This window comes from Parabacteroides sp. HGS0025 (assembly GCF_000969845.1).
Lineage (GTDB): Bacteria > Bacteroidota > Bacteroidia > Bacteroidales > Tannerellaceae > Parabacteroides > Parabacteroides gordonii.
Window position 1 is genome coordinate 3,615,684 of the sequence record NZ_KQ033902.1, and the last position, 22,711, is coordinate 3,638,394.

The following is a 22,711-nucleotide window of genomic DNA, read 5'->3' on the forward strand; positions in this document are numbered from 1 at the left end:
ATCCAAAGAGAATTAGGAAAGACCATTGTTTCGCCAAAGCAATGTCTATTTTATGTTCAATAAAAACCATCAATTATGTTGAAAAACTTTAAGCCTGTAGGCTTATTGCTATTAGCCGGTACTTTGGGATTCCCTGGGTATGTGTTTGCGGATACGGCTATTGCAATGCCAAGTACTAGCATTTCCCAGCAAAACGGGAAAGTGACGGGAACAGTAGAAGATGAATTCGGTCCTGTAGCCGGAGCATCTGTTGTAGTGAAAGGAACAACTAATGGATCGATTACCGACATGGACGGTAATTTCACATTGGAAGGAGTAAAAAGCGGTGACGTTATTCAAATTTCTTTTATCGGGTATTCCACCCAAGAAATCAAATATACAGGTCAACCGAATTTAAAAGTAAAAATGGCTGAAGACGCTCAAAAATTGGATGAGGTCGTTGTAACAGCTTTGGGTATTAAACGCGAAAAGAAAGCGTTAGGTTATTCTGTAAGTAGTGTAAAAGGTGAAGAGCTAACAGAAGCCGGTACGCCGATGAATGCTATGCAGGCTCTGTATGGTAAAACATCTGGTTTACAGTTGCAATCTACTGCTTCAGGTCCTTCCGGTGGTATGAACATTAAGGTTCGTAATGCTATTTCTTTGACCGAAGACTCTTCTACCCGTCCGTTGATTGTTGTGGATGGAATTCCTATTCATGATGAAAATACCGGACAGTCTGGTAATAGCCGTACCGGTGGTGACCATGGTACAGGTCTAAATGACATCAATCCGGAAGATATTGCTTCCATCGAAATTCTAAAAGGTGCTAAAGCTGCCGTACTATACGGTTCGGAAGGTGCTAACGGTGTTATGTTGATTACAACTAAAACCGGTGGTAAAAAAGGCTTAGGCATTGATTTCGGGATCAACCATTCCTGGAATGTAGCTGCATACTTACCTGAGTTGCAGAATGAATTCGGTACTGGTTCGAGTGCTGGTACTGCTGCTTTGAAAGAAATCTCTAAAGACGGTTTCTATACTATGACTGACCCGAATACAGGACAGCCAGTTGAGTCATTGTGGAGAGGTTCCCAATATAATTTCGGTCCGCGCTTGGATGGTCGCCAGTTGTTATGGTGGGATGGACAGTATCGTTCTTATTCTGCACAGAAAAATAATCAAAGGGATTTGTACCGCACAGGTGGTCAGACTAATGTGAATTTTGCATTGAGTAATGGCGGTGATTTAGGTTCATTCCGTTTATCGTATAACTACCGTGATTACAATGCAATCTCTTATGGTGCCGACAACAAAGCCCATTCATTCAGTTTTGCTGCGGATCTGAAAGCAAACGACTGGATTAAGGTGAAGATGAACACCAACTTCTCAAATACGAAAGATCATAATGCTCCGTATGCCATGCAAAGTTTTGCAACGTATGGTTTTCCACGCGAACAGGATGTCAACTTGATCAAAGACACGTATCTGACAGATGAAGGTTACAATTATTTCAGTATGAACCAATCTGTTACACAGATGGCTCCTTACACAAATTATATTGCTGGTTATTATTGGTCACAGTTGCGCAATTCAAATGACTATGACCGTAATCACTTGATTCAATCGTTGAACGTTGATGTCAAATTCAATGATAAGTTCTCCTGGAATACACTGGGTGGTATTGACTGGACTGTAGCAGATCAGGAGATTAAACAGCATGTCAGCAAACCTTTGTCTTACGAGAATAAGCAAGGCTGGTATCAGGTTGCAAGCAAACGTAACATGATTATGTACGGCCAGTCTTCTTTCAACTATAATCAGACATTCAATGAAGTCTGGGATTTGTCAGCGATGGTCGGTGGTGCTGTAAAGTATAATAAAGAAGATTATCAGGAACAATACGTAGCGGAAACATTCGCTCTTGAAAACTGGTTCTCTTTGAGTAATACCCGAGAAGATTTCGGACCACGTTCCAGTCGCTCTCGTGGCAATGACCTGCTGTTGAGCGTATTTGCTTCTGCTCAATTGGCCTATGCCAATCAGGTTTATTTGGAAATCCAGGCTCGTAACGACTGGTCCTCTATCCTTCCTCCAGAAAATAACCATTATTTCTATCCGGGTGCCAGCTTGTCATGGATTTTTACAGAAGCATTTGAGATCCCGAGTTTAAATTTCGGTAAAGTACGTGCTTCTTGGGCCGACGTAGGTCGTCCAGGTCCCCGTTATTATGGGAACGTAGACTTTTCATTAGGAGCTTATGGCGGACAACCGACCATGTCTTTACCGGATCATTTGCCACCGGCAGACTTTGCTTCTGCTAATGGAGGATTCCCGGTTCCTAACTTGAAACCTGAACGTAAGCGTGAATATGAAATCGGTTTGGAGGGTGCATTTTTACCAGGCAATCGTATCGGTGTAGATTTCTCTTTCTTCCATAATAATACTTATGACCAGATTACGAAGTTGACAGTGCCTTCTTCTTCCGGTTTGACAGAGGTTCGTATGAATGCGGGTGATATCGCCCAGAGCGGTATTGAATTTTCTCTGAATACAAAGCCGATCATGACTAGAGACTGGACTTGGGAAGTGGGATTCAATTTGGCTAATTATTCAACAAAAGTAAAGAAGTTGGGTAAAGGTATTAACCAGTTGGATATGTGGGGTGCTACAGGTGCCTCTGTTCGAAGCATTCCTAACGGTGAATACGGTGAAATCTATATTTATCCGTATCAGCGTGACGAAAATGGTAATCGCATTGTTAATCAAGGAACCGGTGTTTGGGATTTTGACAAAACACAGATGATCAAAGTAGGTAAGATTACACCGGATGTAGTCGGCGGTCTTACAACGAGTCTTTCATATAAAGACTTTTCATTGAGCGCTGTATTCGACTTCCAGTTCGGTGCAACCATGATTTCGCAGACAAATATGTATTTGTTGGGTAACGGTTCCGGTGTTGAATCATTGAAGTATCGCGATGAAGCTCGTGGCGGTCTACCATATTATGTAAATACAGCTGGTGAGAGAATCAAGTTAGATAGCCATTCGGCAGCCGTTCCTGCAGATTCATTCTATCCGTTCATCTTACATGATGGTGTGATCACTCCAGGTGTTACTAGTGATGGAAAGACAAATGAAAAACTGATCACTGCTGAACAATACTATAGTCAGTTATATTGGCAGGGTGGTATGGATTTGAGTGAAGATCAAATTTATAAAAGTGATTATATAGCTTTACGCTCCTTGTCATTTAACTACAATTTACCGAAAAGCTTCCTGTCAAAGTTCAAGATTCAAAGTGCACGTATCAATGCCTTTGCTAACAACTTGTGCTACATCTACAAGGCTATTCCGAATGTAACACCGGAATCTACGCAAGGTACTAACTCCTTTACAGAGGCTACCAGCATCCCGGGTGTTCGCAGCTTTGGTTTAGGTCTTAATGTTTCATTCTAAATTAGATAACAGAATATGAATACAATAAAAAAATATATAACCAGCTTGGCTTTAGGTGTTGCCGTAACCGGAGCGATGGTGTCGTGTGACACACTGGATGAAAAATTTTATAATCCGGATAAATTAACGGAAGCTGATTTCAGCTTGCTGTTTGCTTCTGCCCAGACAAAAGGACACCTGTTCCGATACGATTATGGTGCAACTTATCACTATATGAGAGGTTTTGGTAAGATGCTGGGATTAGGTGTCAGTCCATTATATTTGGACAGAACCCAAAACAATACGATTGTTCGTCCTTGGGATGGCTGGTCGGGTACTCCGTTTAACGAATTTATATTCACACAAACTTGTACAAATTACAGCAAGGAACTCAGTGGTATGAAATTGTTGTATGCCGACATGACAGAAGAAGAACAGGAACAGAACAAAGTGTATATGCTTTGTAGTGATATTATCCGGTCTTATGCGTTCCAGCGTGCAACAGACTTGTACGACGATATGCCTTATTCGGAAGCTGGTGGTGCTTTTCAGGAATTGTTCTATCCTAAATATGATACACAGGAAGAGATTTACACGAGTATCATGGAAACTCTGAAAAGTGCAGCAAAAGATTTAAGTGCATATCAATTCCATACAGAAGCAGAAAAGTCGAAATTCTCATCTGTAGATCTTCTGTGTAACGGTGATTTGGACAAATGGATTCGTATGGCTAATTCTTTGCGTTTACGTATGGCAATGCGTCTATGTCATGCAAAACCAGATGTAGCCGTTTCAACGATCAAGGAGTTGGTTGCAGAAAACCGTATGTTGACCGAATATTCGCATGATCTAGGTTTTGAAGAACAGGATAAAACGCATGCATTCGAATTGACTTTCTTCCGTGGTGTTGATGAACGCGGATACGAATCTGGTGCACCGGCTACAATCATTAATGATATCATGAATTATGAATATCAACCAGGTGATGAAAACGGTATTACTCGTCACGATTTTGATCCACGTTTGTATGCTATGTTCCAGCCAGATATCCACGGACGTTATATAGGCTTGCCGTTAACTATAGAAGAAGCAGAAGCGGAACTTCCTAAATATTATACAACACAAGAATTGACTGACATGTATAATTTTAATGATGTGGTTACTAATACATGGAATCCAGAACGTATTCCGGCAATGTACAATCGTCGTACTTATTTCAATTTTGATATGAAGTTTCCGGTAATGGGATCAACAGAAACAAACCTGTTATTGGTAGAAGCAGCTGTACGTTGGCCGGGTGAATTCGGTAGTATTGATGTTAAACAATGTATCAAGAAAGCAATCGATGCTTCTACTCGTTTTTATTACAATGTTAATAAAACAATGAGCTATAACGAATCTTCTCTGCCGAGTATTCTGTACGTTCAGGCAAAGGCTAAAGCTCCGGAGTTGGATGAAGATCATTTGGCTGATTATGAAGAACTGGCAGCTAACAAGTTTGCAGGTCTAGCTTCAACAAAGGATAAACTGAAATTCATTTTCGACCAGAAGTTCTGCCATATGAACATCATGAATCCGTATGAGATTTACAATGAAGCTCGTCGATTGGTAAAAGACTTTGATGGTGAACTGCCATTTGTTGCTACTCCTAACGTTGTATTCCAAGAACGTATGTTCTATCCGTCCAGCGAGTTGACTAACAATGGCGAAAACTTTGCAAAAGTAGCTCATAAGAATACATATGATACTCCGGTATGGTGGACAACCCGTACCACTGCTGCTGAGAACCATAATGGTAATGCATTGTAATAAACATTAGCTTAATGCTACATAACCGCAAAGGCTGTCGAGAAACTTTTTCGACAGCCTTTATTCACTATATAAATCTAGTGTATAACTTAACAAAATAAGTAATAATGAAATCAATTAATGTGATCCTGTGTTGGATAATGGTGATGATGGTCGGCTTACCGGCTTGTAGTGATGACGATGAAAAGACGATACCGGCTCATACGGAAGAGGAGAAAATATGGATTGCCGATAATCAGAAATATTTTCAGGAAAAAAAGGAAGATGTAGAGGATGATGGTCAATTACTGTATCAACGATTGGTTGTGGATGATGATACGCTTTTGTATCGTATACTGGAAACGAGCCAAATAGATTCTTTCCCTAAGATAGATTCTGATGTAAAAGTTTCCATGTTGGGAATACTCCCTGTTTCCCAAACGGTTATTGTAGGTAACAAAGATGGTAATCCGATAGATCAGACTTTAGATCTGGATAGCCCTAATCTGATTAAAGGCCTGGCTACTCTTTTGCCGGAAATTCGTAAAGGGGAAAGAGTGGAAGCTATAATCCCTTATCAGTTAGGATATGGAGATCGAAATTATCCCAATCCATATATTCCGTTATGCTCAACGTTGCAGTTTACTTTCACTGTAAAAAGTTTTGACTAATCATTATAGGATGAAAGTCTTGTATTTCTTTTTGACGGTGAATTTTCTTTTGTCCTGTCTTCCTCTCGTCTTGGGAGCGCAGGAGACGAAAAAAACTCCAACGAATATTTTCTTGTTTGACCGGTTTACTAATGGGAAAATTTTGCTAACTGATGAACGTTGTATAGTAACTCAATTTAATTACAACTGCCAAACACAGGAGCTATATTTTAAGGCAGCCAATAAATACCAAATGATGTATAACACATCGAATGTTGATACTCTTTATATCCAAGATCGGAAATTTGTTCCGGCTCATGAAGGGTGTCGTTTTCTAGAGTGTATTTCGGTTGGAGAGGAGACTTTACTGGTTGATTGGAAAGTGAGGTTTTACTATAAAGGTAAACGAAGTGCGATGGGAGTAGTATCTCAAGCTGGAGGCCAAGCTTCAGTAGACATGGATTGGATGCTAAATAAAGGGTTAAGCAATCCAGATAATAGTGTGTATAAAAGAGATATTCAAAATACATACTGGATCATCTTGAATGGACAGCAAGTATCTTTCAGTAACCTTAAATCATTCTTAAAACTCTATCCTGACACTCGCCGGAAAGCTATCCGTCAACTAGCGAAAGACCAGTCCATTAATTTTGATGATCCATGGCAAGTTGCTAAACTTATAATTATTTGCCAAAACTTTTAAGTCAGAAAGCGATCATTACATAAATTCTAATCCCCCATTACAAGTATTTGTGATTAAAAATAAAAACAAAGAGGTTATTTCGCTTATAAGGAATAACCTCTTTGTTAAATAATCAATTAATACTTCTTCTCATTCGCCAGATTCCACATATTCAGGAAAGAGGCTTTTGTTATATCGACAATCTTATTCCAATTGATCTTTTCTACGTGGTCGCTCGGCATATGGTAATCCGGATGGCCATTGGTGTGATACCAGATAATTGGTATATCGCGTTTCGCAAATGTTCCGTTATCGCTCCCTCCTACCGGTTTATCCCAGGCATGATAGATCGGTTTCAGATTCAGATTGTATTTCTTGATGTCATTCTTCAGCCAGTCACCGAAAGCCTTATTGGCTTCCGTATAGAAATAGTCAACCTGTTCAGGAACTGCTTCATTCGAGTTACGACCGATCATATCATAATTCAAATATCCTTTTATATCTTTCAGGAAAGAACAGTTTTGTACAAAATATTCAGATCCTAATAATCCCTTTTCTTCTCCATCCCAGAATGCAAAGATTACAGTACGCTCCGGTTGCTCACCGGAAGCCAGAAAAGCTTTTGCTACCTGAAGTACGGCAGATACACCCGATGCATTATCGTCTGCTCCGTTATAGATCTGATCGCCTTCCAACATAGGATCGAATCCTAGATGATCGTAATGGGCACCGATAATAACAAATTCATTCGGATTTTTACCTTCTATCTTACCCAGGATATTACGCATCGACAGTTTCTGATGTACACCTTGCTTCAATTGAGCAATCGAATCCGGATGAACCTGGAAACGACCTCTCTTCTGCCTTTCTTTATTATAAGCCTCAAAAGGCTGATAATAAGATTCATTCAAAGGAGCGATACCCATTGTTTTCAAATTGGATACAATATACTCCGCAGCAATACGGCCACCCTGAAATCCAGCCTCACGTCCTTCCAGTTCATCACTGGCTAAAAAGCCGATATAAGCTTCTGCATTTTCTTTATTGATCACGCCTAATCCTTTCTCGACCGGCGACTGTGCCAAAAGGGTAGTAGATAGCATAAGGGATGCTACAAATAATCCTGTTCTCTTCATCGTATGATTGTGTTTTACAAATTATTGGAATAATTAGTTTCAGCTTCCGGTCACAAAGATAAAAGATTAATCTAAGATTTGTAAGGGATAGAAAATAAAAAAAGGCTAATCTTCGCTGTTCTATCAGCGTCGAATGCCCATCCATTATCTCTCACCAGTCTTTATAAAAGACCCTGGTGAAGAGAATACATCAAAATAATATACTTTCTTTTTACTTAATTTTTTGCGTTAGCGCCCATTTCTTCCAACAGGCGGCGGATTTCAGCATTTACTCGCTGACTCATTGTACCATTTCTCATTGACTGGTAACGATCAGCCTGATAACGCAACATCGCTAAAGTACGAAGATTTTCTTCATTTCTACTTGTCATCATAATCTTTACATTTTTATGTCTCCCACGCTTGGAAGACTCATTAATAATTTAACCTAAACTCTCGTCTCTTCTTTTTGTTTACAGTGCAAAGATAAGCACTTTCTTTAAAACTATGCTATAAAACATATAAAATATTTCTATGTTTATATTTATTTAATCTATAGAAATAGTTTTTTTATAAGATAAACAGCCTACTAAACAGCTGTCAATTCACCTGTAACCGAGTTGATTACGAAGCCCCGGACACTAACATCGGACGGAATCAACGGATGGTTACAAACTTGGTTTACGGTATTCCTTACAGAACCTTCTGACGAATCAAAACCATGCAACCACTCTTTAAAATCGACTCCGCAGTAACGTATCATATCAATACGATCTGCCGGAATACCTCGTTTCTTCATTGCCTCAATCATCTCTTCGCTATCCATATGCTGTGCACCGCAATCCGAATGTCCGATGATCATAATCTCGGTTACCCCCAGATCATAAATGGCAACCAACAAACTTCGGATTACACTACCAAACGGATGCGAGATCACTGCACCTGCATTTTTGATAACTTTCACATCGCCATTCTTAATACCTAACGCGGCAGGAAGTAACTCTGTCAGACGAGTATCCATACAGGATACAATGGCAATTTTCTTGTCCGGATACTTATTCGTTATAAACTTCTCATATCCTTTGTTCTTTACGAACTCTTTATTAAATACTAGTAATTCGTCAATCATGAGCTTGCTTTTATAGTTATAACAAAGCTGATCAAATAATGTTCAAATGTTTCAAGGCTTTGAAAATTCCATCTTCATCAACAGAATCCGTGATATAATCCGCATACTGCTTCACATCGTCTTCCGCATTTCCCATAGCGACCCCAATCCCGGCATGTTGAAGCATAGCTACATCGTTGCCCCCATCACCAAAAGCCATACATTCATTCAATGGTATTCTGAAGTATTCCAGCATTTTATCAATCCCTACCCGCTTGCTGCTTCCGGCGGGTACTACATCTGTAAATAAAGGATTCCAGCGGGTGGATTCACAATTGGACAGTATGGTCATAATCTTTTTTTCCTGTTCGGCTGTAAAAAAGGAAACCAGCTGATAAGCCGTCTTCCCACGTATTTCATCCATAGGACGGATAGGCGGCTCCGGAAAATTAAGCATATTGAATATCTCCTCCACCGTTTCATCTTTATAATTCATAAAGATTTCCTTTTCCTGTACGAAAGCACAAGGGAAAGACTCTTCGGTTTCCATATAACGGATCAGGGCCTCGATATCCCTATCAGGAATACTGTGTTTATAGATCACTTTATCTTCCCCTGCGAAACAATAACCGCCATTTAAAGTCACATATCCGTCAAACTTTAAATCGCCCAGATTATTAATGGAGGTGTAATGGCGCCCTGTAGCAATAAAGACTTTAATACCTTTCTTCCGTAAGAGATCCAATGCTTCAATGGTGGATTGGGGGACTTCGTGCGTTTTAAAACTGACCAATGTTCCGTCGATATCGAAAAAAACTGCCTTAATCATACTTTTCTTATAACCTAAATTTGATACAAAGATAAGAATAAATAAACACATGCAATTTTTATATACATTTGTAGATGCTATCTTAATAACAATTTAATAGGTGAGTTATGGAATATAGACAATTAGGTGGTTCGGGACTGTATGTTCCCGTACTCTGTTTAGGTACTGCTACTTTTGGAGGGACAAATGGTTTCGAAGGATGGGGACATACCCAGGTAGAGGAAGCCAGACGAATGATAAACATGTGCCTGGATGCCGGTGTAAACTTATTTGATACGGCAGACGTTTATTCCGGCGGATTATCAGAAGAAATCTTAGGAAAAGCAATGGAAGGACTTCGGAATAAACTACTTATTTCGACAAAAGCTACATTCAATCTGAATCCGGAAAGCCGCAATGCAATGGGCTCTTCCCGCTTCCACTTGATCAATGCTTGCGAGGCTAGTCTGAAAAGACTGAATACCGATCATATCGATATATATCACATGCATGGATTTGATGCAAACACGCCTGTAGAAGAAACACTCCGTGCTTTGGACGACTTAATCACAGCGGGTAAGGTACGATATATCGCCTGTTCCAATTTCTCCGGCTGGCATCTGATGAAAGCATTATCTGTTTCCGAACGGTATGGCTGGAGTCGTTATGTGGCGCACCAGGTTCATTATTCTTTGCTTAACAGGGAATATGAATGGGAATTGATGCCGCTCGGTATCGACCAGAAAGTAGGTTCTATCATCTGGAGTCCATTATCAGCAGGCCGTTTGGGAGGTAAATACAGACGTAACAATCCTATTCCTGCGGATGGACGTGTAGCACGTGGCGGAAGCCCGATCCCGGATGAAGCGACTTCATACGAACGTCTGTATAATATAATGGATGTATTGGAAGAGGTGGCAGCAGAGACAGGACATAGTATAGCACAATGTGCATTAAACTGGTTATTGCAACGCCCGACCGTTTCCAGCCTTATTATCGGAGCAAGTACGGAAGAGCAATTAAAACAAAACCTGGAAGCTGTCGGATGGAATTTAACACCGGAGCAGATAAAGCGCCTGGATGATGTGAGTCAGGTTACTTCTATCTATCCATATTGGCATCAGGCACAATTTCCATTTCTAAACGCACAGCTTCAGTTTTAGAGGAAATAGATTAAGAATGAAAAAGCGGAGATCCGAGTAGAATCTCCGCTTTTATTTTATAAGGGTAAAGTTTTTCTCTACCCTATATTGCATATCAAACCATTATGCTTCTTCTTCAACACCCCACTGCTGTTTAGCCAGACGCTTGTAGTTATTAAGTCTCCACTTAGCGTTGCTTTCGGCAGCTTTGAACAATTCGTCAGCTTCAGCCGGGAACTGTTTAGCCAGAGAAGAGAAACGAACCTCACCTTTCAGGAAGTCCTGGAATTTAGCCCAATCCGGTTCTTTGCTATCCAAAGTGAACGGATTCTTTCCTTCTTCTTCCAATGCCGGGTTGTAACGCCACAGGTGCCAGTAACCACATGCAACTGCATCCGCTTCTTCCTGCTGGCTCTTACCCATACCTTTTCTCAAACCGTGGTTGATACAGGGTGAGTAAGCGATGATCAATGAAGGACCGTCATAAGCTTCAGCTTCACGGATAGCCTTCAATGTCTGAGCCTGGTCAGCACCCATTGCGATCTGAGCCACATATACGTAACCGTAAGTAGTAGCCATCAGACCCAGGTCTTTTTTACGGATTCTCTTACCTGAAGCAGCAAACTTAGCGATTGCACCTACCGGAGTAGCCTTAGAAGACTGACCTCCTGTATTTGAATACACTTCAGTATCCAGAACCAGAATGTTAACATTCTTACCGGAAGCGATCACATGATCCAAACCACCGTAACCGATATCATAAGAAGCACCGTCACCACCGATGATCCACTGTGAACGTTTCACCAGGAAGTGAGAAAGTTCCTTGATCTGTGCGCTGAGCGGACAGCCGTGAGTGATACCTTCTTCAGCAATAGCCAATACCTGAGGAGCCAGTTCTTTTGTCTTGTCGGCATCGTTCTGGTTTTCAACCCAAGCTTTAAGTACTTCCTTAGCTTCAGCAGGTGCGTTGTCGGCTGCGATAATTGCGTTCATCGCATTTGTCAGGCGGGCACGCATCTTTTCGTTAGCCAATTCCATACCCAAACCGAATTCGCAGAAGTCTTCAAACAATGAGTTAGCCCAAGCAGGACCCTGTCCCTTATCGTTTGTAGTATACGGAGTTGAAGGTACTGAACCGGAATAGATAGAAGAACAACCTGTTGCGTTAGCTACCATTTCACGGTCACCGAACAACTGAGTTACCAACTTCACATACGGAGTTTCACCACAACCGGAGCAAGCACCTGAGAACTCAAACAACGGAGTAGCGAACTGAGAATTCTTCACGTTAGCTTTAACGTCTACCAAGTGTTGTTTGCTTGAAACCTTTTCAACGCAATAGTCCCACTTAGGAGCTTCAGCCAACTGAGTTTCCAGAGCAGCCATCTTCAGTGCTTTACCACCCTTCTTCGGATTACCCGGACAAACATCGGCACAGTTACCACAACCCAGACAGTCGAGAACGTCTACCTGAATACGGAACTGCATTCCGTCAAACTGCTTTCCTGTAGCTTTCAATGAGTCGCTGAAAGGAGCACTAGCCTGTTCTGTCGTATCCAATACGAACGGACGGATAGAAGCGTGAGGACAAACATAAGCACACTTGTTACACTGGATACAGTTGTCTGCTTCCCAAACAGGAACGAAGGCAGCTACACCACGTTTTTCGTATTTGGCAGTTCCCTGATGCCATGTACCGTCTTCAATGCCTTCGAATGCAGAAACCTTCAACAGGTCGCCATCCTGAGCATTGATAGGACGAACTACTTCATTGATGAAAGCAGGATCGTTGTTTGCTACAGCCTCATCATCCGGCAGGTTAGCCCAGCTCGGATCAATTGTCAGTTGAGTATATTCACCACCGCGATCAACGGCTGCATAGTTCTTATTAACTACATCTTCACCTTTCTTACCGTAAGACTTTACGATGAATTTCTTCATCTGTTCAATAGCCAGGTCTACAGGAATTACACCTGTAATACGGAAGAATGCAGACTGAAGGATAGTATTAGTACGGTTGCCCAAACCAATTTCCAATGCAATCTGTGTTGCATTAATATAGTAAACTGTAATATTTTTCTGAGCGAAATAACGTTTTACTTTGTTCGGCAGGTGTTTAGCCAACTCTTCACCGTTCCATACAGTGTTCAGCAGGAATGTACCGTTTTCACGCAAACCGCGGGTTACGTCGTACATACGCAGGTAAGCCTGAACGTGGCAAGCAACGAAATTCGGAGTATTTACCAAATAAGTAGAACGGATCGGATGATCACCGAAACGCAGGTGAGAACAAGTGAAACCACCAGACTTCTTAGAGTCGTAAGAAAAATATGCCTGGCAATATTTGTTTGTGTTGTCACCGATGATCTTTACAGAGTTCTTGTTAGCACCAACCGTACCGTCAGCACCTAATCCGTAGAACTTAGCTTCGAACATACCTTCGCCACCCAAAGCGATTTCTTCTTTCTGAGGCAGAGAAGTGAATGTAACATCGTCTACGATACCCAGTGTGAACTGGTTCTTCGGCATCGGTAATGCCAGGTTTTCGTAAACTGAAAGGATCTGAGCAGGAGTAGTATCCTTAGAACCCAAACCATAACGGCCACCTACGATAACCGGAGCATTTTCCGTTCCGTAGTAGCAGTCTTTAACATCCAGATACAACGGTTCGCCTGTTGCACCCGGTTCTTTTGTTCTGTCAAGAACTGCGATACGTTTTGCAGTCTTAGGAACAGCAGCCAGGAAGTGCTTTGCAGAGAACGGACGATACAAGTGAACAGAAACCAAACCAACCTTTTCACCCTGAGCTGTCAGGTAGTCGATTGCTTCACGGGCTGCTTCCGTTACAGAACCCATTGCAATAATTACGCGTTCTGCATCTTCTGCTCCGTAATAATCGAACAAACCATACTTACGGCCTGTGATCTTGGAGATTTCGTTCATATATTCTTCTACGATAGCAGGCACTGCATCATAGTATTTGTTAGAAGATTCTCTGTGCTGGAAGAAGTGATCCGGGTTTTCAGCCATACCACGAGCTTCCGGTTTTTCCGGATTCAATGCACGTGCACGGAATTCAGCCAGCGCTTTCTGGTCGATCAGCGGAGCCAGATCGTCATTTTCCAATGCTTCGATCTTCTGGATTTCGTGTGATGTACGGAAACCGTCGAAGAAGTTCACGAAAGGAACGCGAGACTTGATAGTAGCCAGGTGAGCCACACCGGACAAGTCCATAACTTCCTGAACAGAACCTTCTGCCAACATTGCGAAACCTGTCTGACGGGCAGACATAACATCCTGATGATCACCGAAGATACACAAAGCATGAGATGCCAGTGTACGGGCAGATACATGGAATACGCAAGGAAGCAACTCACCGGCAATCTTGTACATGTTAGGGATCATCAGCAACAATCCCTGAGAAGCTGTGTAAGTTGAAGTCAGGGCACCGGCCTGCAAAGATCCGTGAACTGCACCCGCAGCACCACCTTCTGATTGCATTTCCTGTACCAAAACTGTTTCACCGAAAATGTTTTTACGTCCGGCGGCAGCCCATTCGTCTACATATTCTGCCATAGTAGACGACGGAGTGATGGGGTAAATAGCGGCTACTTCGCTGAACATATATGAAATATGAGCAGCAGCCTGATTACCATCACAGGTCAAAAATTTCTTCTGTTTTGTCATAGACTCTTACTATTAGTATTTAAAAATAATTTCTTAGTATAAAAAGCCAAAAAGCCAAAGCGGGATCATGTTGCCATCACCTACTTCAACCTTGTCTACAGCGTAGTATAAATCGGGATTGTTTTTCACTTTCATACTTTCCTCTATCCTGAAATTATACTTTTCATTAACCAGAAAGTGTGCGTTCTTTATTCCTTCGTTCAGTTTATTGTCTTTCAAAAGCTGGTTATAGAAAAAAGATTCGCGCACCGCTTGCACATTTACCTCCATAGGGCGAATGGGGTACATCAGATTCGAATTATACATATATACGGTAGATGGTTTTTTCGGAAACGATTCGCCTACCGGATACAGCATATTCATCAAACGGGCATCGGTCAGATATTTAATGTAATTCATCACTGTCGCCCGTGATGTTTCAATATCTTTACTCAACTGGCTGACATTAGGCGTACAAGGTGCGCTGATAGCCAGCAGATACAGTAATTTACGGAGTTTCGGAAGATAGCTCTGTTCGATTTGCTTAATGTAAAGGACATCCACCTCCAGCATCATATTCATTGTCTTCAACAGGTTCTCGGAAAAATTCCGTTTCTCCAGAAAGAAAGGATAAAAACCATGATGCAGGTAATCCTGAAAATAAGCCATTGGTTTTGCAACCGAACAAATACCTTTCGCAATCTCCTGGTGGTTCTCAATCACTTCATCAAACGTATAGGCAGGAAAACTATTTCCGGACATCAGATTCAGAAACTCACGGAATGAAAAACCACGCAGATTGTATGAAACGACTTTACCCGACAGATCAGGATTTTCCTCTTTCAACCGCATAACGGACGAACCGGAAAAGATGATCTTCAGATCTTCAAAATTATCATAACAATAGCGTAATTCCTTTGACCATCCGGAATATTTGAACACCTGGTCAATCAACAGAACCTTCCCTCCTTTTGCTCTGAATTCAGCAGCAAAATCGACTAACGTACGTTCCGTAAAATAAAAATGATTCAGATTTATATACAGGCACTCTTTATTATCAGCACCAAAGTATTCGCGGGCATAATCCAGTAAAAAAGTGGTTTTACCCACTCCGCGGGAACCTTTGATTCCGATCAACCGGTCGCCCCAGTTAATCTCATCCATCAGCCCTCTGCGCACCGGCGCATGCAAATGTTCTACAAGGTATTTATGTGTTTTAAAGAATGCTTCCACCTCACTGTCTTACTATATAGGCCACAAAGATAGAAATTATCCTCAACTTTGCAATACCGACATAGCAATTTTATTTTCAGTTGACAATCCAAAGTTGGCAAAGCGTATTGACGTTTGAGAAATTGGAGTTGGCAGTTAACGGTTTTATTTCGTTTGCAGCCGTTAACTGTCAACGTTCCTTATATCTGATTAATCAATAATGCTGACCCAACCGTATGTATCAGGTTCGTCACCGTATTGGATACCACGCAATTTGTTATACAATTTCTCGCAAACAGATCCGGGTTTACCGTCTTTGGCTATCACATACGATTTATTGATATCCAAATCATCGATCTGTGAGATTGGAGCGATTACAGCTGCTGTACCGCATTCTGCCGCTTCATCAAAAGTAGCGATCTCTTCCACCGGAACAGGACGACGCTCAACCGTCAGCCCCATATCTTCAGCCAACTGCTGCAAGCTCTTGTTTGTAATAGAAGGCAGGATTGAATGGGATTGCGGAGTGATGTAACTGTTTCCACGAATACCGAAGAAGTTAGCCGGGCCACATTCGTCCAGATATTTCTTTTCTTTCGGATCTAAATACAAAACAGCTGCATATCCCTGTTCTTTTGCTTTTTCACCGGCAACGAGACTGGCTGCATAGTTACCACCCACTTTGATCGTACCGGTTCCCTGAGGTGCTGCACGGTCATATTCGCGCATGATACAAACCTTTGACGGCTGGAAGCCTCCTTTGAAATAAGGGCCTACCGGAGTTACAAAGATCATGAACATATATTCGGGAGCCGGCTTAACACCAACTTGTGCACCCAGACCGATCATCAACGGACGGATATAAAGAGCTGCACCGCTTTCGTAAGGCGGAACAAAACGTTCATTCAGTTTTACGACCTTGCGAACAGCTTCTTCAAATCTTTCAAGAGGAAGTTCGGCCATCTTGATACCACGGCTGGAAGCCTGCATACGCTTGCCGTTTTCATCCATACGGAACACGCGGATCTTTCCGTCTTTCCCTCTGAAAGCCTTCAGACCTTCAAACGATTCTTGTCCGTAATGCAGACAAGTTGCTGCCATATGAATATTGATGATCTCAGAAGAACTTACTTCCAACTCACCCCATTTACCATCACGATAGTAACACCGTACATTGTAGTCTGTCTTCATATAACCGAATGCCAGATCAGACCAATTAATATTTTCCATATCTTGTCGTAATTAGATTATGAACGCAAAAGTAAGCTATTTCGGATGATAATTGTTACTTTTGCAGCAAAAATAATTAAAATATGAAAGTCATTGATTTGATAAACGGCAGTAAAGCGACTGCTTTCTCATTTGAAATACTTCCGCCCCTGAAAGGGAACAGCATACAGAAAGTGTACAATGTGATTGATAAATTGAAAGAGTTCGATCCTAAATACATTAATATAACCTCCCATCACAGCGAATACATCTATAAGACACTTCCCGATGGTAGTTTCCAGAAGGTAAATATCCGGAAACGTCCGGGATCGGTTGCCATTGCTTCCGCTATCCAGAATAAGTATGGCATTCCGGCTGTACCGCATATTATATGTAAGGGGTTTACAAAAGATGAAACGGAATATGCGCTGATCGACCTTAACTTTCTGGGTGTTTACGACCTGCTTTTACTTCGTGGAGATGTAAAGACATTGGAAGCCGGACAAAATACAGAAATGTATCACGAACATGCCACAGACTTACAGGAGCAAGTTAACAATTTCAATAAAGGAATAGCAGTGGACGGATCAACTTTTGAAGCCAATGAAACGCCGTTCTCTTACGGAATGGCTTGTTATCCGGAAAAGCACGAAGAGGCTCCGAACATGGATTCCGATATCTTCTACCTGAAAGAGAAAGTAAAAAACGGAGCTGATTACCTGGTTACCCAAATGTTCTTCGATAACGAAAAATATTATTCATTTGTAGACCGTTGCCGTGCGGAAGGTATCACCGTACCGATCATTCCGGGTATTAAGCCGGTCGTATTCAAAAACCAATTGACGGTATTACCGAAGATATTCCGCTCCGACATACCCGAACCGTTTGCAACCGAACTTCGCAAATGTAAAAATGATGACGAGGTAAAAGCAGTCGGTGTGGAATGGTGTATCCAGCAATGCAAAGACTTGGTCGCTCATGGCGTTCCGAGCTTGCATTTTTACACTATGATGGCTACGGATAGCGTTTATAAGGTGGCAAAAGAAATTTATTAAAATATAAAAAGGAAAGAAACAGTAAAAACGAGTTTCTTTCCTTTTTAATTAACTAAGTAACATCTAAACAACTAGAACTTTATTATTTCAAGTTTCACTGGCCCGATCAGTCCCGTTTTCTGTAAAGGAGAATCAGGTTGATAATCGTTTATTCCAGCCCATGTTTCCCGTTGTTCTTTCGGCAAGTTCTTATCACCTATCATACGGTTGACCCAAGTATTGACCACATCAATACGAAGTGTATTCTTTCCCTGTTTCAACGCAGAAGATATATCCACACTATACGGCATTGTCCATGCTCCACCCACATATTGTTCGTTAATCCATACTTTTGCCAATTTGTTAACTTCGCCAAGATCCAGATAAACTTTTTCGCCTTTGGATAAAGGACAGTCAAAATTGAAAGTAGTCGTATAAAGCATATTCCCGGAGAAATATTTGATACTGTCATTGGCTGACTTTGATAAATCCTGAAGTTCTTCCAGACGTATCGGAGCCGGATTGGATAATTTGCCATTGAACGTGATATCCCATCCACCTTTCAGTTCAGAGAATGTTACAGGATCAGGGAAATTCTTTGTTCTGGGAGTTGGGTTACCTTTCTCACGGAATACTATAAAACCGCTTTCATATCCATGTAATGTAACTGGCACAGTCGTACCTGTTGCATCTGAAGTAAACTCGGTCAGATCACGTATATTTCCTGTTATAGGATCAAATAATTCAGGGCGCAAACCTTTTACCCGGAATTTAAGAGCAGCCTTTTGTGTAGACTCACTTTGATTGGAGATAAAATAGATTTCCGTATTATCTATTTTACGATGTCCGAAAAGGAAAGGTACACCTGCTGGTATTTTACAGTCCTCTGTACATCCGATCTTTGAGAAAACCTCTTCCAATCCTACTCCGTTAAAGAGCATACCTTTTCCTACTTTTGCCGAAGTAGAATTTTTACCGTCGACATCTTTCCACAACTCCATAGCCATCGCCTTTACCTGCTCATCTGCCTGAGGTTGATTCTGAAGACTGGGTGAATGCGTCGGAGGCGTACCTAAAACAATTGCTCCATCCATAACCAATTGTTTGATTTTATTCAGGACTTCCGGACGCATCGTATTTATACGGGGCAAAACCAATACACGATAAGCCGTTCCATGCGGTAATGTAATCAAACCGTCTTTCACTTGTGCATCACGCAGCAAAACTTCCGCATTGATATAATCGAACTGATACCCAACGGGCAGAGCCGGATCCTGAATACCTGTCATCTTAGGAACATCTTCACCTATAAAATAAGCGACATCCGCTATATTAAGCCCTTGTCGAAGCATGTAATTACAACGCTTGACATAATCGATAAATAGATCAATGTGAGAATACCAAGTGTTTGTCCGATAAAATTCAGTACCAAACCACGCATTTGTCCCCGGATATCGATCAGAATCCGGTTGCTGAATAAATACATGCAATAAGGTATTATTTATTCCTTCCGAAAAATATTTATCAGTACGTTGTTTTGCATCAGCGGGTACACGCGAGAAAGCGGGGCCACCACTGGTATTTGATTCGGCAGAGACCAAGTTCTTGCCATAAATATGTGCACAAGATGAAGCGGCACGATTCTCAATATTTCCCAGATTATTCTCCCAGGAAGGAACCACATTAGGTAACCAATACTCACCTCCTACTTCATCAGATTGTCCGCCATACATCAGAAACTCCGCAGGAAATCCCCAATGTCCATAGTTTTCAAGCCAGGTTCTCAGACCGTGCTGATGGGAAAGTTCCCTGAAACCTCCAACATATTCATAAGCAATCTTATCAGCTACCAGACGTCTCATATCCCATAAAAACTTATCTGATTGGGACTGGCTACCAACTACCTGACCAAAGTAAGCCGGTATGAACGGCAGTGCATCATACCCGTAACGTTCTTTAAAACTTTCCAGGAAACCATCCGTAAAGTTCTGACCTCCGGACTCATAACTATCCTGCACTACGACTTTAAAGGTCTTGCGGTCTTCAGCCGGAATACGTTTTAATATCTTCCCGATAAATGCATCAAAATGGCTGGCCACATGCTTTTTATTAATCTTATCTACTTCCAGGCCTGTTCCATCCGGGCCGGCCGGATTGTTGGTGACTGTCGTCGAAGTCATTCCGGTTCTCGACACCGTCCACTCTCCTTCAGGTACTTCCCATGTCAATGTTCCGTCTGCTGTCATACAAGCAGAAATGTCCAAAACATCTTTAGGATCAATATTCAATGAGGTATCTGAAATCTCAGGCTGGTCACGCCACATATAATAATCCCACTGAGGAAGAGGATCCTGGAACATTTTAGCAAATGTTTTTGCAGCATAATTCTCGATCCGGGGAACAGAAGATAGTTCTACTTCCGCAATGCCTCCTTCCTGGTGGCTGTTCTTTACCAACAAACGAAACTCATTTGCAGTCGTTTCGTCAAGCGTCATAACAATCGGGGCAAATGGTTGAAAACCGACGATAACGGCCAGATGATGCCAGTCAATAACAAAACTGGAAAGCGTACGATAAACATTTCCTTCTTTTGCCTGTAATTCGATCGTTGCATTAATATTCGAATGCGAAGGATAAATTGTCAGACTACGAGCAGTAAACTCTTTCCGAGTCTTTATATCGATACTATAATCTACATTCTGCGGAAGACGCACATCAGATAAACGATCGCCGTCAAACATCTTTTCCACTTGTTTTAATGTCGGTGAAATAGATATCTGGGCATTAGATAAGTTCAAAACCATCTGCTTTGACGCCGACGATGGATAAGCGATCACTTTCACATCCTGAAAATCAGCTTTCGGTTTCTCCAGTTTAACAACCACTTTCTGTGGCCCTTTCACTGTCAGATCCGAATGTGTCAAATAACGCATCGACTCACTTGGTTTTATCCAGGGGCCGCCAGCCTGTGTCCATCCCGGAGAATTAAACAGACCTATTTCAATATTTAATTCTGCCGCCTTCTTCAAAGCCGTATGCAAAATATCCCACCACTCGTCACTCATCAGCCGGACATTTCGTCCGCCTTCATAAGGATCAAAATAATTATGTCCGATAAACGCCCGGTTAATGCCGACACGCTTCATTTCTTCCAAGTCTTTTATAACTCCTTCCTTGGATATATTGCCACACATCCAATACCAATACACACTTGTCTGGACACTTTCAGGAGGAGAGAGAAACTCTGATTCCAGTTTTGAATTATTGACTTTAGATCCGGAACAGGACATAGCCAATAATGCAAAAACTATTATATTTAAATATCTTTTCATGGTTCACTTTATTAATTAGCAAGCTCTTTATCAGGTATCTGACACCTGATAAAGAGCTTTGATCTTATTTAAAAATAAGGACTTAAGGCAGCTTCTGCAGCAGGCAAAGCATATAGCAATGGAATATTAGTATATGCTGCGGGAGAAACCGTATAACCTTGCGGGAAATAATAAGCCTGAGGATTCGCTTTCACACGTTGGCCATAAGCCTTCATCACAGACTCAGCATTACCACTGCGAACCAAATCCAGCCATCTTTTATTTTCAAAAGCCAGCTCCACACGTCTTTCTTTTAAAATAGCTTCACGAATTGCACTCTGTCCGGATGCCGTACAATCTACCAGGCCGGCACGTTGTCTCACCTGATTCAAATAATTCAATGCTTCACCTGTCTTATTCTGTTCATTTGCCGCTTCAGCTAAAAACAACAGTGTTTCAGCATAACGATATACAGGCCAGTTATCATTGGTGTTACCAGATAAAGCATGTGCATGGCAATATTTCTTAATATAAGGGTACGGCTCGCCATTAGCAATCAGCGTACCGACAGATGCATCCTTTCTTAAATCACCCGGTTCATAAGCTGCGATAATATCCGGTGTCGGAATATTATACCCTTCGACCGTACGAGCGGATTCCGCTATACCAGTAATCGCTGTAATTTCTTCTGCCGAGATAGGTTGAGGCAAGAATGTATAGAAAAAGAAGCTGGCATAACCTTCCGTTCCCTCCTTATACTGAATCTCAAATATAGATTCTTTATGATTCTTATTGGAGGTTTCATAAACCTGATGATAATCCGACAAAAGCTCATATCCGGTCACTTCTTTCAATATCGCTTCAGCTTCCGACCATTTCTTCAAATTAATATACACATTTCCCAACAGCATTTTAGCAGCTCCCGATGTTGCACGTCCTCCTTCCTGACTTGCTTTATCTGGTAATAAATTTGCAGCTTGTTGAGCATCCGAAATAATCTGGTTATAAACATCTTCCACTGAAGACAAAGGTAACGATGTCTCTTCCAAAGTCTTTACCGGCGTCAGATGCAAAGGCACGCTACCAAAATACTGAACCAGGTCTAAGTAAGCAAAAGCCCGTAAGAAATAAGCCTGACCTTTAATATTATTTTTTGCACTTTCGTCGAACTCAATGCCATCGATCGGTTCCAATAAATGATTTACCCGGGAAATTACCGAATAGTTGGATGCCCATTTATTTAAAGGGACTCTATTATCTGCCTGTTCGATAAAATCCTTTATATATTCAGCCTGGGTCGTTCCACGGTCATTCGGATTAAACTTATAGGTCGTATTATCAGACCGTAGCTCACCCATAGCCCATGCCCCTTCATTTCCGCTATACATCCCACGTAATGGAGCATAAGCACCATTAATCGCCTGTTCAAAGTCACTCTGACTTTTATAATAGATAGCAGAGCTTAGTGTCGTTTCCGACGGTATGTCCAGAAAATCATTCGTACAACTACTTAGTAAGAAAGTAATTCCCAGAAACGTTATATACTTACATATTTTCATAACAAAATAG

Annotated in this window: 15 protein-coding genes; 6 read left to right on the forward strand and 9 right to left on the reverse strand. The window is 41.5% G+C overall.

Going from position 1 to position 22,711, the window contains the following annotated elements:
- The first annotated feature begins 75 nt into the window (after nucleotides 1-75).
- From HMPREF1212_RS14155 to HMPREF1212_RS14170, 4 genes are all read left to right on the forward strand, one after another.
- Nucleotides 76-3,438 (forward strand): SusC/RagA family TonB-linked outer membrane protein, encoded by a 3,363-nt coding sequence (locus HMPREF1212_RS14155; protein ID WP_046149795.1) that lies wholly within the window; start codon nucleotides 76-78, stop codon nucleotides 3,436-3,438.
- Nucleotides 3,439-3,453: 15 nt separating this feature from the next.
- Entirely contained in the window at nucleotides 3,454-5,226 is a 1,773-nt protein-coding gene (locus HMPREF1212_RS14160; RefSeq protein ID WP_046149796.1) for a SusD/RagB family nutrient-binding outer membrane lipoprotein, read from the forward strand.
- Nucleotides 5,227-5,333: 107 nt separating this feature from the next.
- Entirely contained in the window at nucleotides 5,334-5,876 is a 543-nt protein-coding gene (locus tag HMPREF1212_RS14165) for an FKBP-type peptidyl-prolyl cis-trans isomerase (RefSeq protein ID WP_028726858.1), read from the forward strand.
- 10 nt (nucleotides 5,877-5,886) lie between these two features.
- A complete protein-coding gene (locus tag HMPREF1212_RS14170; RefSeq protein ID WP_046149797.1) occupies nucleotides 5,887-6,558 on the forward strand; it encodes a hypothetical protein in 672 nt (223 codons plus the stop codon).
- A 116-nt stretch (nucleotides 6,559-6,674) separates the two neighbouring features.
- On the opposite strand, the gene HMPREF1212_RS14175 is transcribed toward HMPREF1212_RS14170, so the two are convergent.
- The 4 genes from HMPREF1212_RS14175 to HMPREF1212_RS14185 all read right to left on the reverse strand — a co-directional run bounded on the left by HMPREF1212_RS14175 (nucleotide 6,675) and on the right by HMPREF1212_RS14185 (nucleotide 9,589).
- On the reverse strand, nucleotides 6,675-7,673 hold the full coding sequence (locus HMPREF1212_RS14175) for a M28 family metallopeptidase (RefSeq protein ID WP_046149798.1): 999 nt from the start codon (nucleotides 7,671-7,673) through the stop codon (nucleotides 6,675-6,677).
- A gap of 215 nt (nucleotides 7,674-7,888) precedes the next feature.
- A complete protein-coding gene (locus HMPREF1212_RS27175) occupies nucleotides 7,889-8,047 on the reverse strand; it encodes a hypothetical protein (RefSeq protein WP_007658304.1) in 159 nt (52 codons plus the stop codon).
- A gap of 194 nt (nucleotides 8,048-8,241) precedes the next feature.
- Nucleotides 8,242-8,781, reverse strand: a complete 540-nt coding sequence (locus HMPREF1212_RS14180; RefSeq protein ID WP_028728651.1) for a beta-class carbonic anhydrase — start codon at nucleotides 8,779-8,781, stop codon at nucleotides 8,242-8,244.
- Between the two features lie 31 nt (nucleotides 8,782-8,812).
- The gene (locus HMPREF1212_RS14185; RefSeq protein WP_028728652.1) at nucleotides 8,813-9,589 is read right to left on the reverse strand and encodes a Cof-type HAD-IIB family hydrolase; all 777 of its coding nucleotides are present in this window, start codon (nucleotides 9,587-9,589) and stop codon (nucleotides 8,813-8,815) included.
- A 107-nt stretch (nucleotides 9,590-9,696) separates the two neighbouring features.
- Here HMPREF1212_RS14185 and HMPREF1212_RS14190 point away from each other — a divergent pair, with 107 nt between their 5' ends.
- Nucleotides 9,697-10,731 carry an aldo/keto reductase gene (locus HMPREF1212_RS14190; protein WP_028728653.1) on the forward strand — a complete coding sequence of 345 codons (1,035 nt, stop codon included), beginning with the start codon at nucleotides 9,697-9,699 and terminating at the stop codon, nucleotides 10,729-10,731.
- Nucleotides 10,732-10,833: 102 nt separating this feature from the next.
- Here HMPREF1212_RS14190 and nifJ read toward each other — a convergent pair whose 3' ends face one another.
- The 3 genes from nifJ to HMPREF1212_RS14205 all read right to left on the reverse strand — a co-directional run bounded on the left by nifJ (nucleotide 10,834) and on the right by HMPREF1212_RS14205 (nucleotide 16,818).
- Nucleotides 10,834-14,397: a pyruvate:ferredoxin (flavodoxin) oxidoreductase gene (gene nifJ, locus HMPREF1212_RS14195; RefSeq protein ID WP_046149799.1), complete on the reverse strand. Its 3,564-nt coding sequence runs from the start codon at nucleotides 14,395-14,397 to the stop codon at nucleotides 10,834-10,836.
- Between the two features lie 33 nt (nucleotides 14,398-14,430).
- On the reverse strand, nucleotides 14,431-15,609 hold the full coding sequence (locus tag HMPREF1212_RS14200) for an ATP-binding protein (RefSeq protein WP_028728655.1): 1,179 nt from the start codon (nucleotides 15,607-15,609) through the stop codon (nucleotides 14,431-14,433).
- A gap of 189 nt (nucleotides 15,610-15,798) precedes the next feature.
- Nucleotides 15,799-16,818, reverse strand: coding sequence for a branched-chain amino acid aminotransferase (locus HMPREF1212_RS14205; RefSeq protein ID WP_028728656.1), 1,020 nt, complete (start codon nucleotides 16,816-16,818; stop codon nucleotides 15,799-15,801).
- 83 nt (nucleotides 16,819-16,901) lie between these two features.
- On the opposite strand from HMPREF1212_RS14205, the gene metF reads away from it, so the two are divergent.
- A complete protein-coding gene (gene metF / locus HMPREF1212_RS14210; protein WP_046149800.1) occupies nucleotides 16,902-17,852 on the forward strand; it encodes a methylenetetrahydrofolate reductase [NAD(P)H] in 951 nt (316 codons plus the stop codon).
- 71 nt (nucleotides 17,853-17,923) lie between these two features.
- Here the strand turns inward: metF and HMPREF1212_RS14215 are convergent, their stop codons facing one another.
- Nucleotides 17,924-21,163 carry a glycosyl hydrolase gene (locus tag HMPREF1212_RS14215; protein ID WP_046149801.1) on the reverse strand — a complete coding sequence of 1,080 codons (3,240 nt, stop codon included), beginning with the start codon at nucleotides 21,161-21,163 and terminating at the stop codon, nucleotides 17,924-17,926.
- Between the two features lie 68 nt (nucleotides 21,164-21,231).
- Nucleotides 21,232-22,701 carry a RagB/SusD family nutrient uptake outer membrane protein gene (locus HMPREF1212_RS14220; RefSeq protein ID WP_046149802.1) on the reverse strand — a complete coding sequence of 490 codons (1,470 nt, stop codon included), beginning with the start codon at nucleotides 22,699-22,701 and terminating at the stop codon, nucleotides 21,232-21,234.
- Nucleotides 22,702-22,711 lie beyond the last annotated feature (10 nt).

What these genes read in the sequence shown, in the direction of transcription:
- HMPREF1212_RS14205 (WP_028728656.1), bottom strand. Translation starts at nt 16,818, where the DNA reads ATGGAAAATATTAATTGGTCTGATCTGGCATTCGGTTATATGAAGACA.
- HMPREF1212_RS14220 (WP_046149802.1), bottom strand. Translation starts at nt 22,701, where the DNA reads ATGAAAATATGTAAGTATATAACGTTTCTGGGAATTACTTTCTTACTA.
- HMPREF1212_RS14190 (WP_028728653.1), top strand. Translation starts at nt 9,697, where the DNA reads ATGGAATATAGACAATTAGGTGGTTCGGGACTGTATGTTCCCGTACTC.
- HMPREF1212_RS14165 (WP_028726858.1), top strand. Translation starts at nt 5,334, where the DNA reads ATGAAATCAATTAATGTGATCCTGTGTTGGATAATGGTGATGATGGTC.
- metF (WP_046149800.1), top strand. Translation starts at nt 16,902, where the DNA reads ATGAAAGTCATTGATTTGATAAACGGCAGTAAAGCGACTGCTTTCTCA.
- HMPREF1212_RS14185 (WP_028728652.1), bottom strand. Translation starts at nt 9,589, where the DNA reads ATGATTAAGGCAGTTTTTTTCGATATCGACGGAACATTGGTCAGTTTT.
- HMPREF1212_RS14155 (WP_046149795.1), top strand. Translation starts at nt 76, where the DNA reads ATGTTGAAAAACTTTAAGCCTGTAGGCTTATTGCTATTAGCCGGTACT.
- nifJ (WP_046149799.1), bottom strand. Translation starts at nt 14,397, where the DNA reads ATGACAAAACAGAAGAAATTTTTGACCTGTGATGGTAATCAGGCTGCT.
- HMPREF1212_RS14180 (WP_028728651.1), bottom strand. Translation starts at nt 8,781, where the DNA reads ATGATTGACGAATTACTAGTATTTAATAAAGAGTTCGTAAAGAACAAA.
- HMPREF1212_RS27175 (WP_007658304.1), bottom strand. Translation starts at nt 8,047, where the DNA reads ATGATGACAAGTAGAAATGAAGAAAATCTTCGTACTTTAGCGATGTTG.
- HMPREF1212_RS14175 (WP_046149798.1), bottom strand. Translation starts at nt 7,673, where the DNA reads ATGAAGAGAACAGGATTATTTGTAGCATCCCTTATGCTATCTACTACC.
- HMPREF1212_RS14160 (WP_046149796.1), top strand. Translation starts at nt 3,454, where the DNA reads ATGAATACAATAAAAAAATATATAACCAGCTTGGCTTTAGGTGTTGCC.
- HMPREF1212_RS14170 (WP_046149797.1), top strand. Translation starts at nt 5,887, where the DNA reads ATGAAAGTCTTGTATTTCTTTTTGACGGTGAATTTTCTTTTGTCCTGT.
- HMPREF1212_RS14215 (WP_046149801.1), bottom strand. Translation starts at nt 21,163, where the DNA reads ATGAAAAGATATTTAAATATAATAGTTTTTGCATTATTGGCTATGTCC.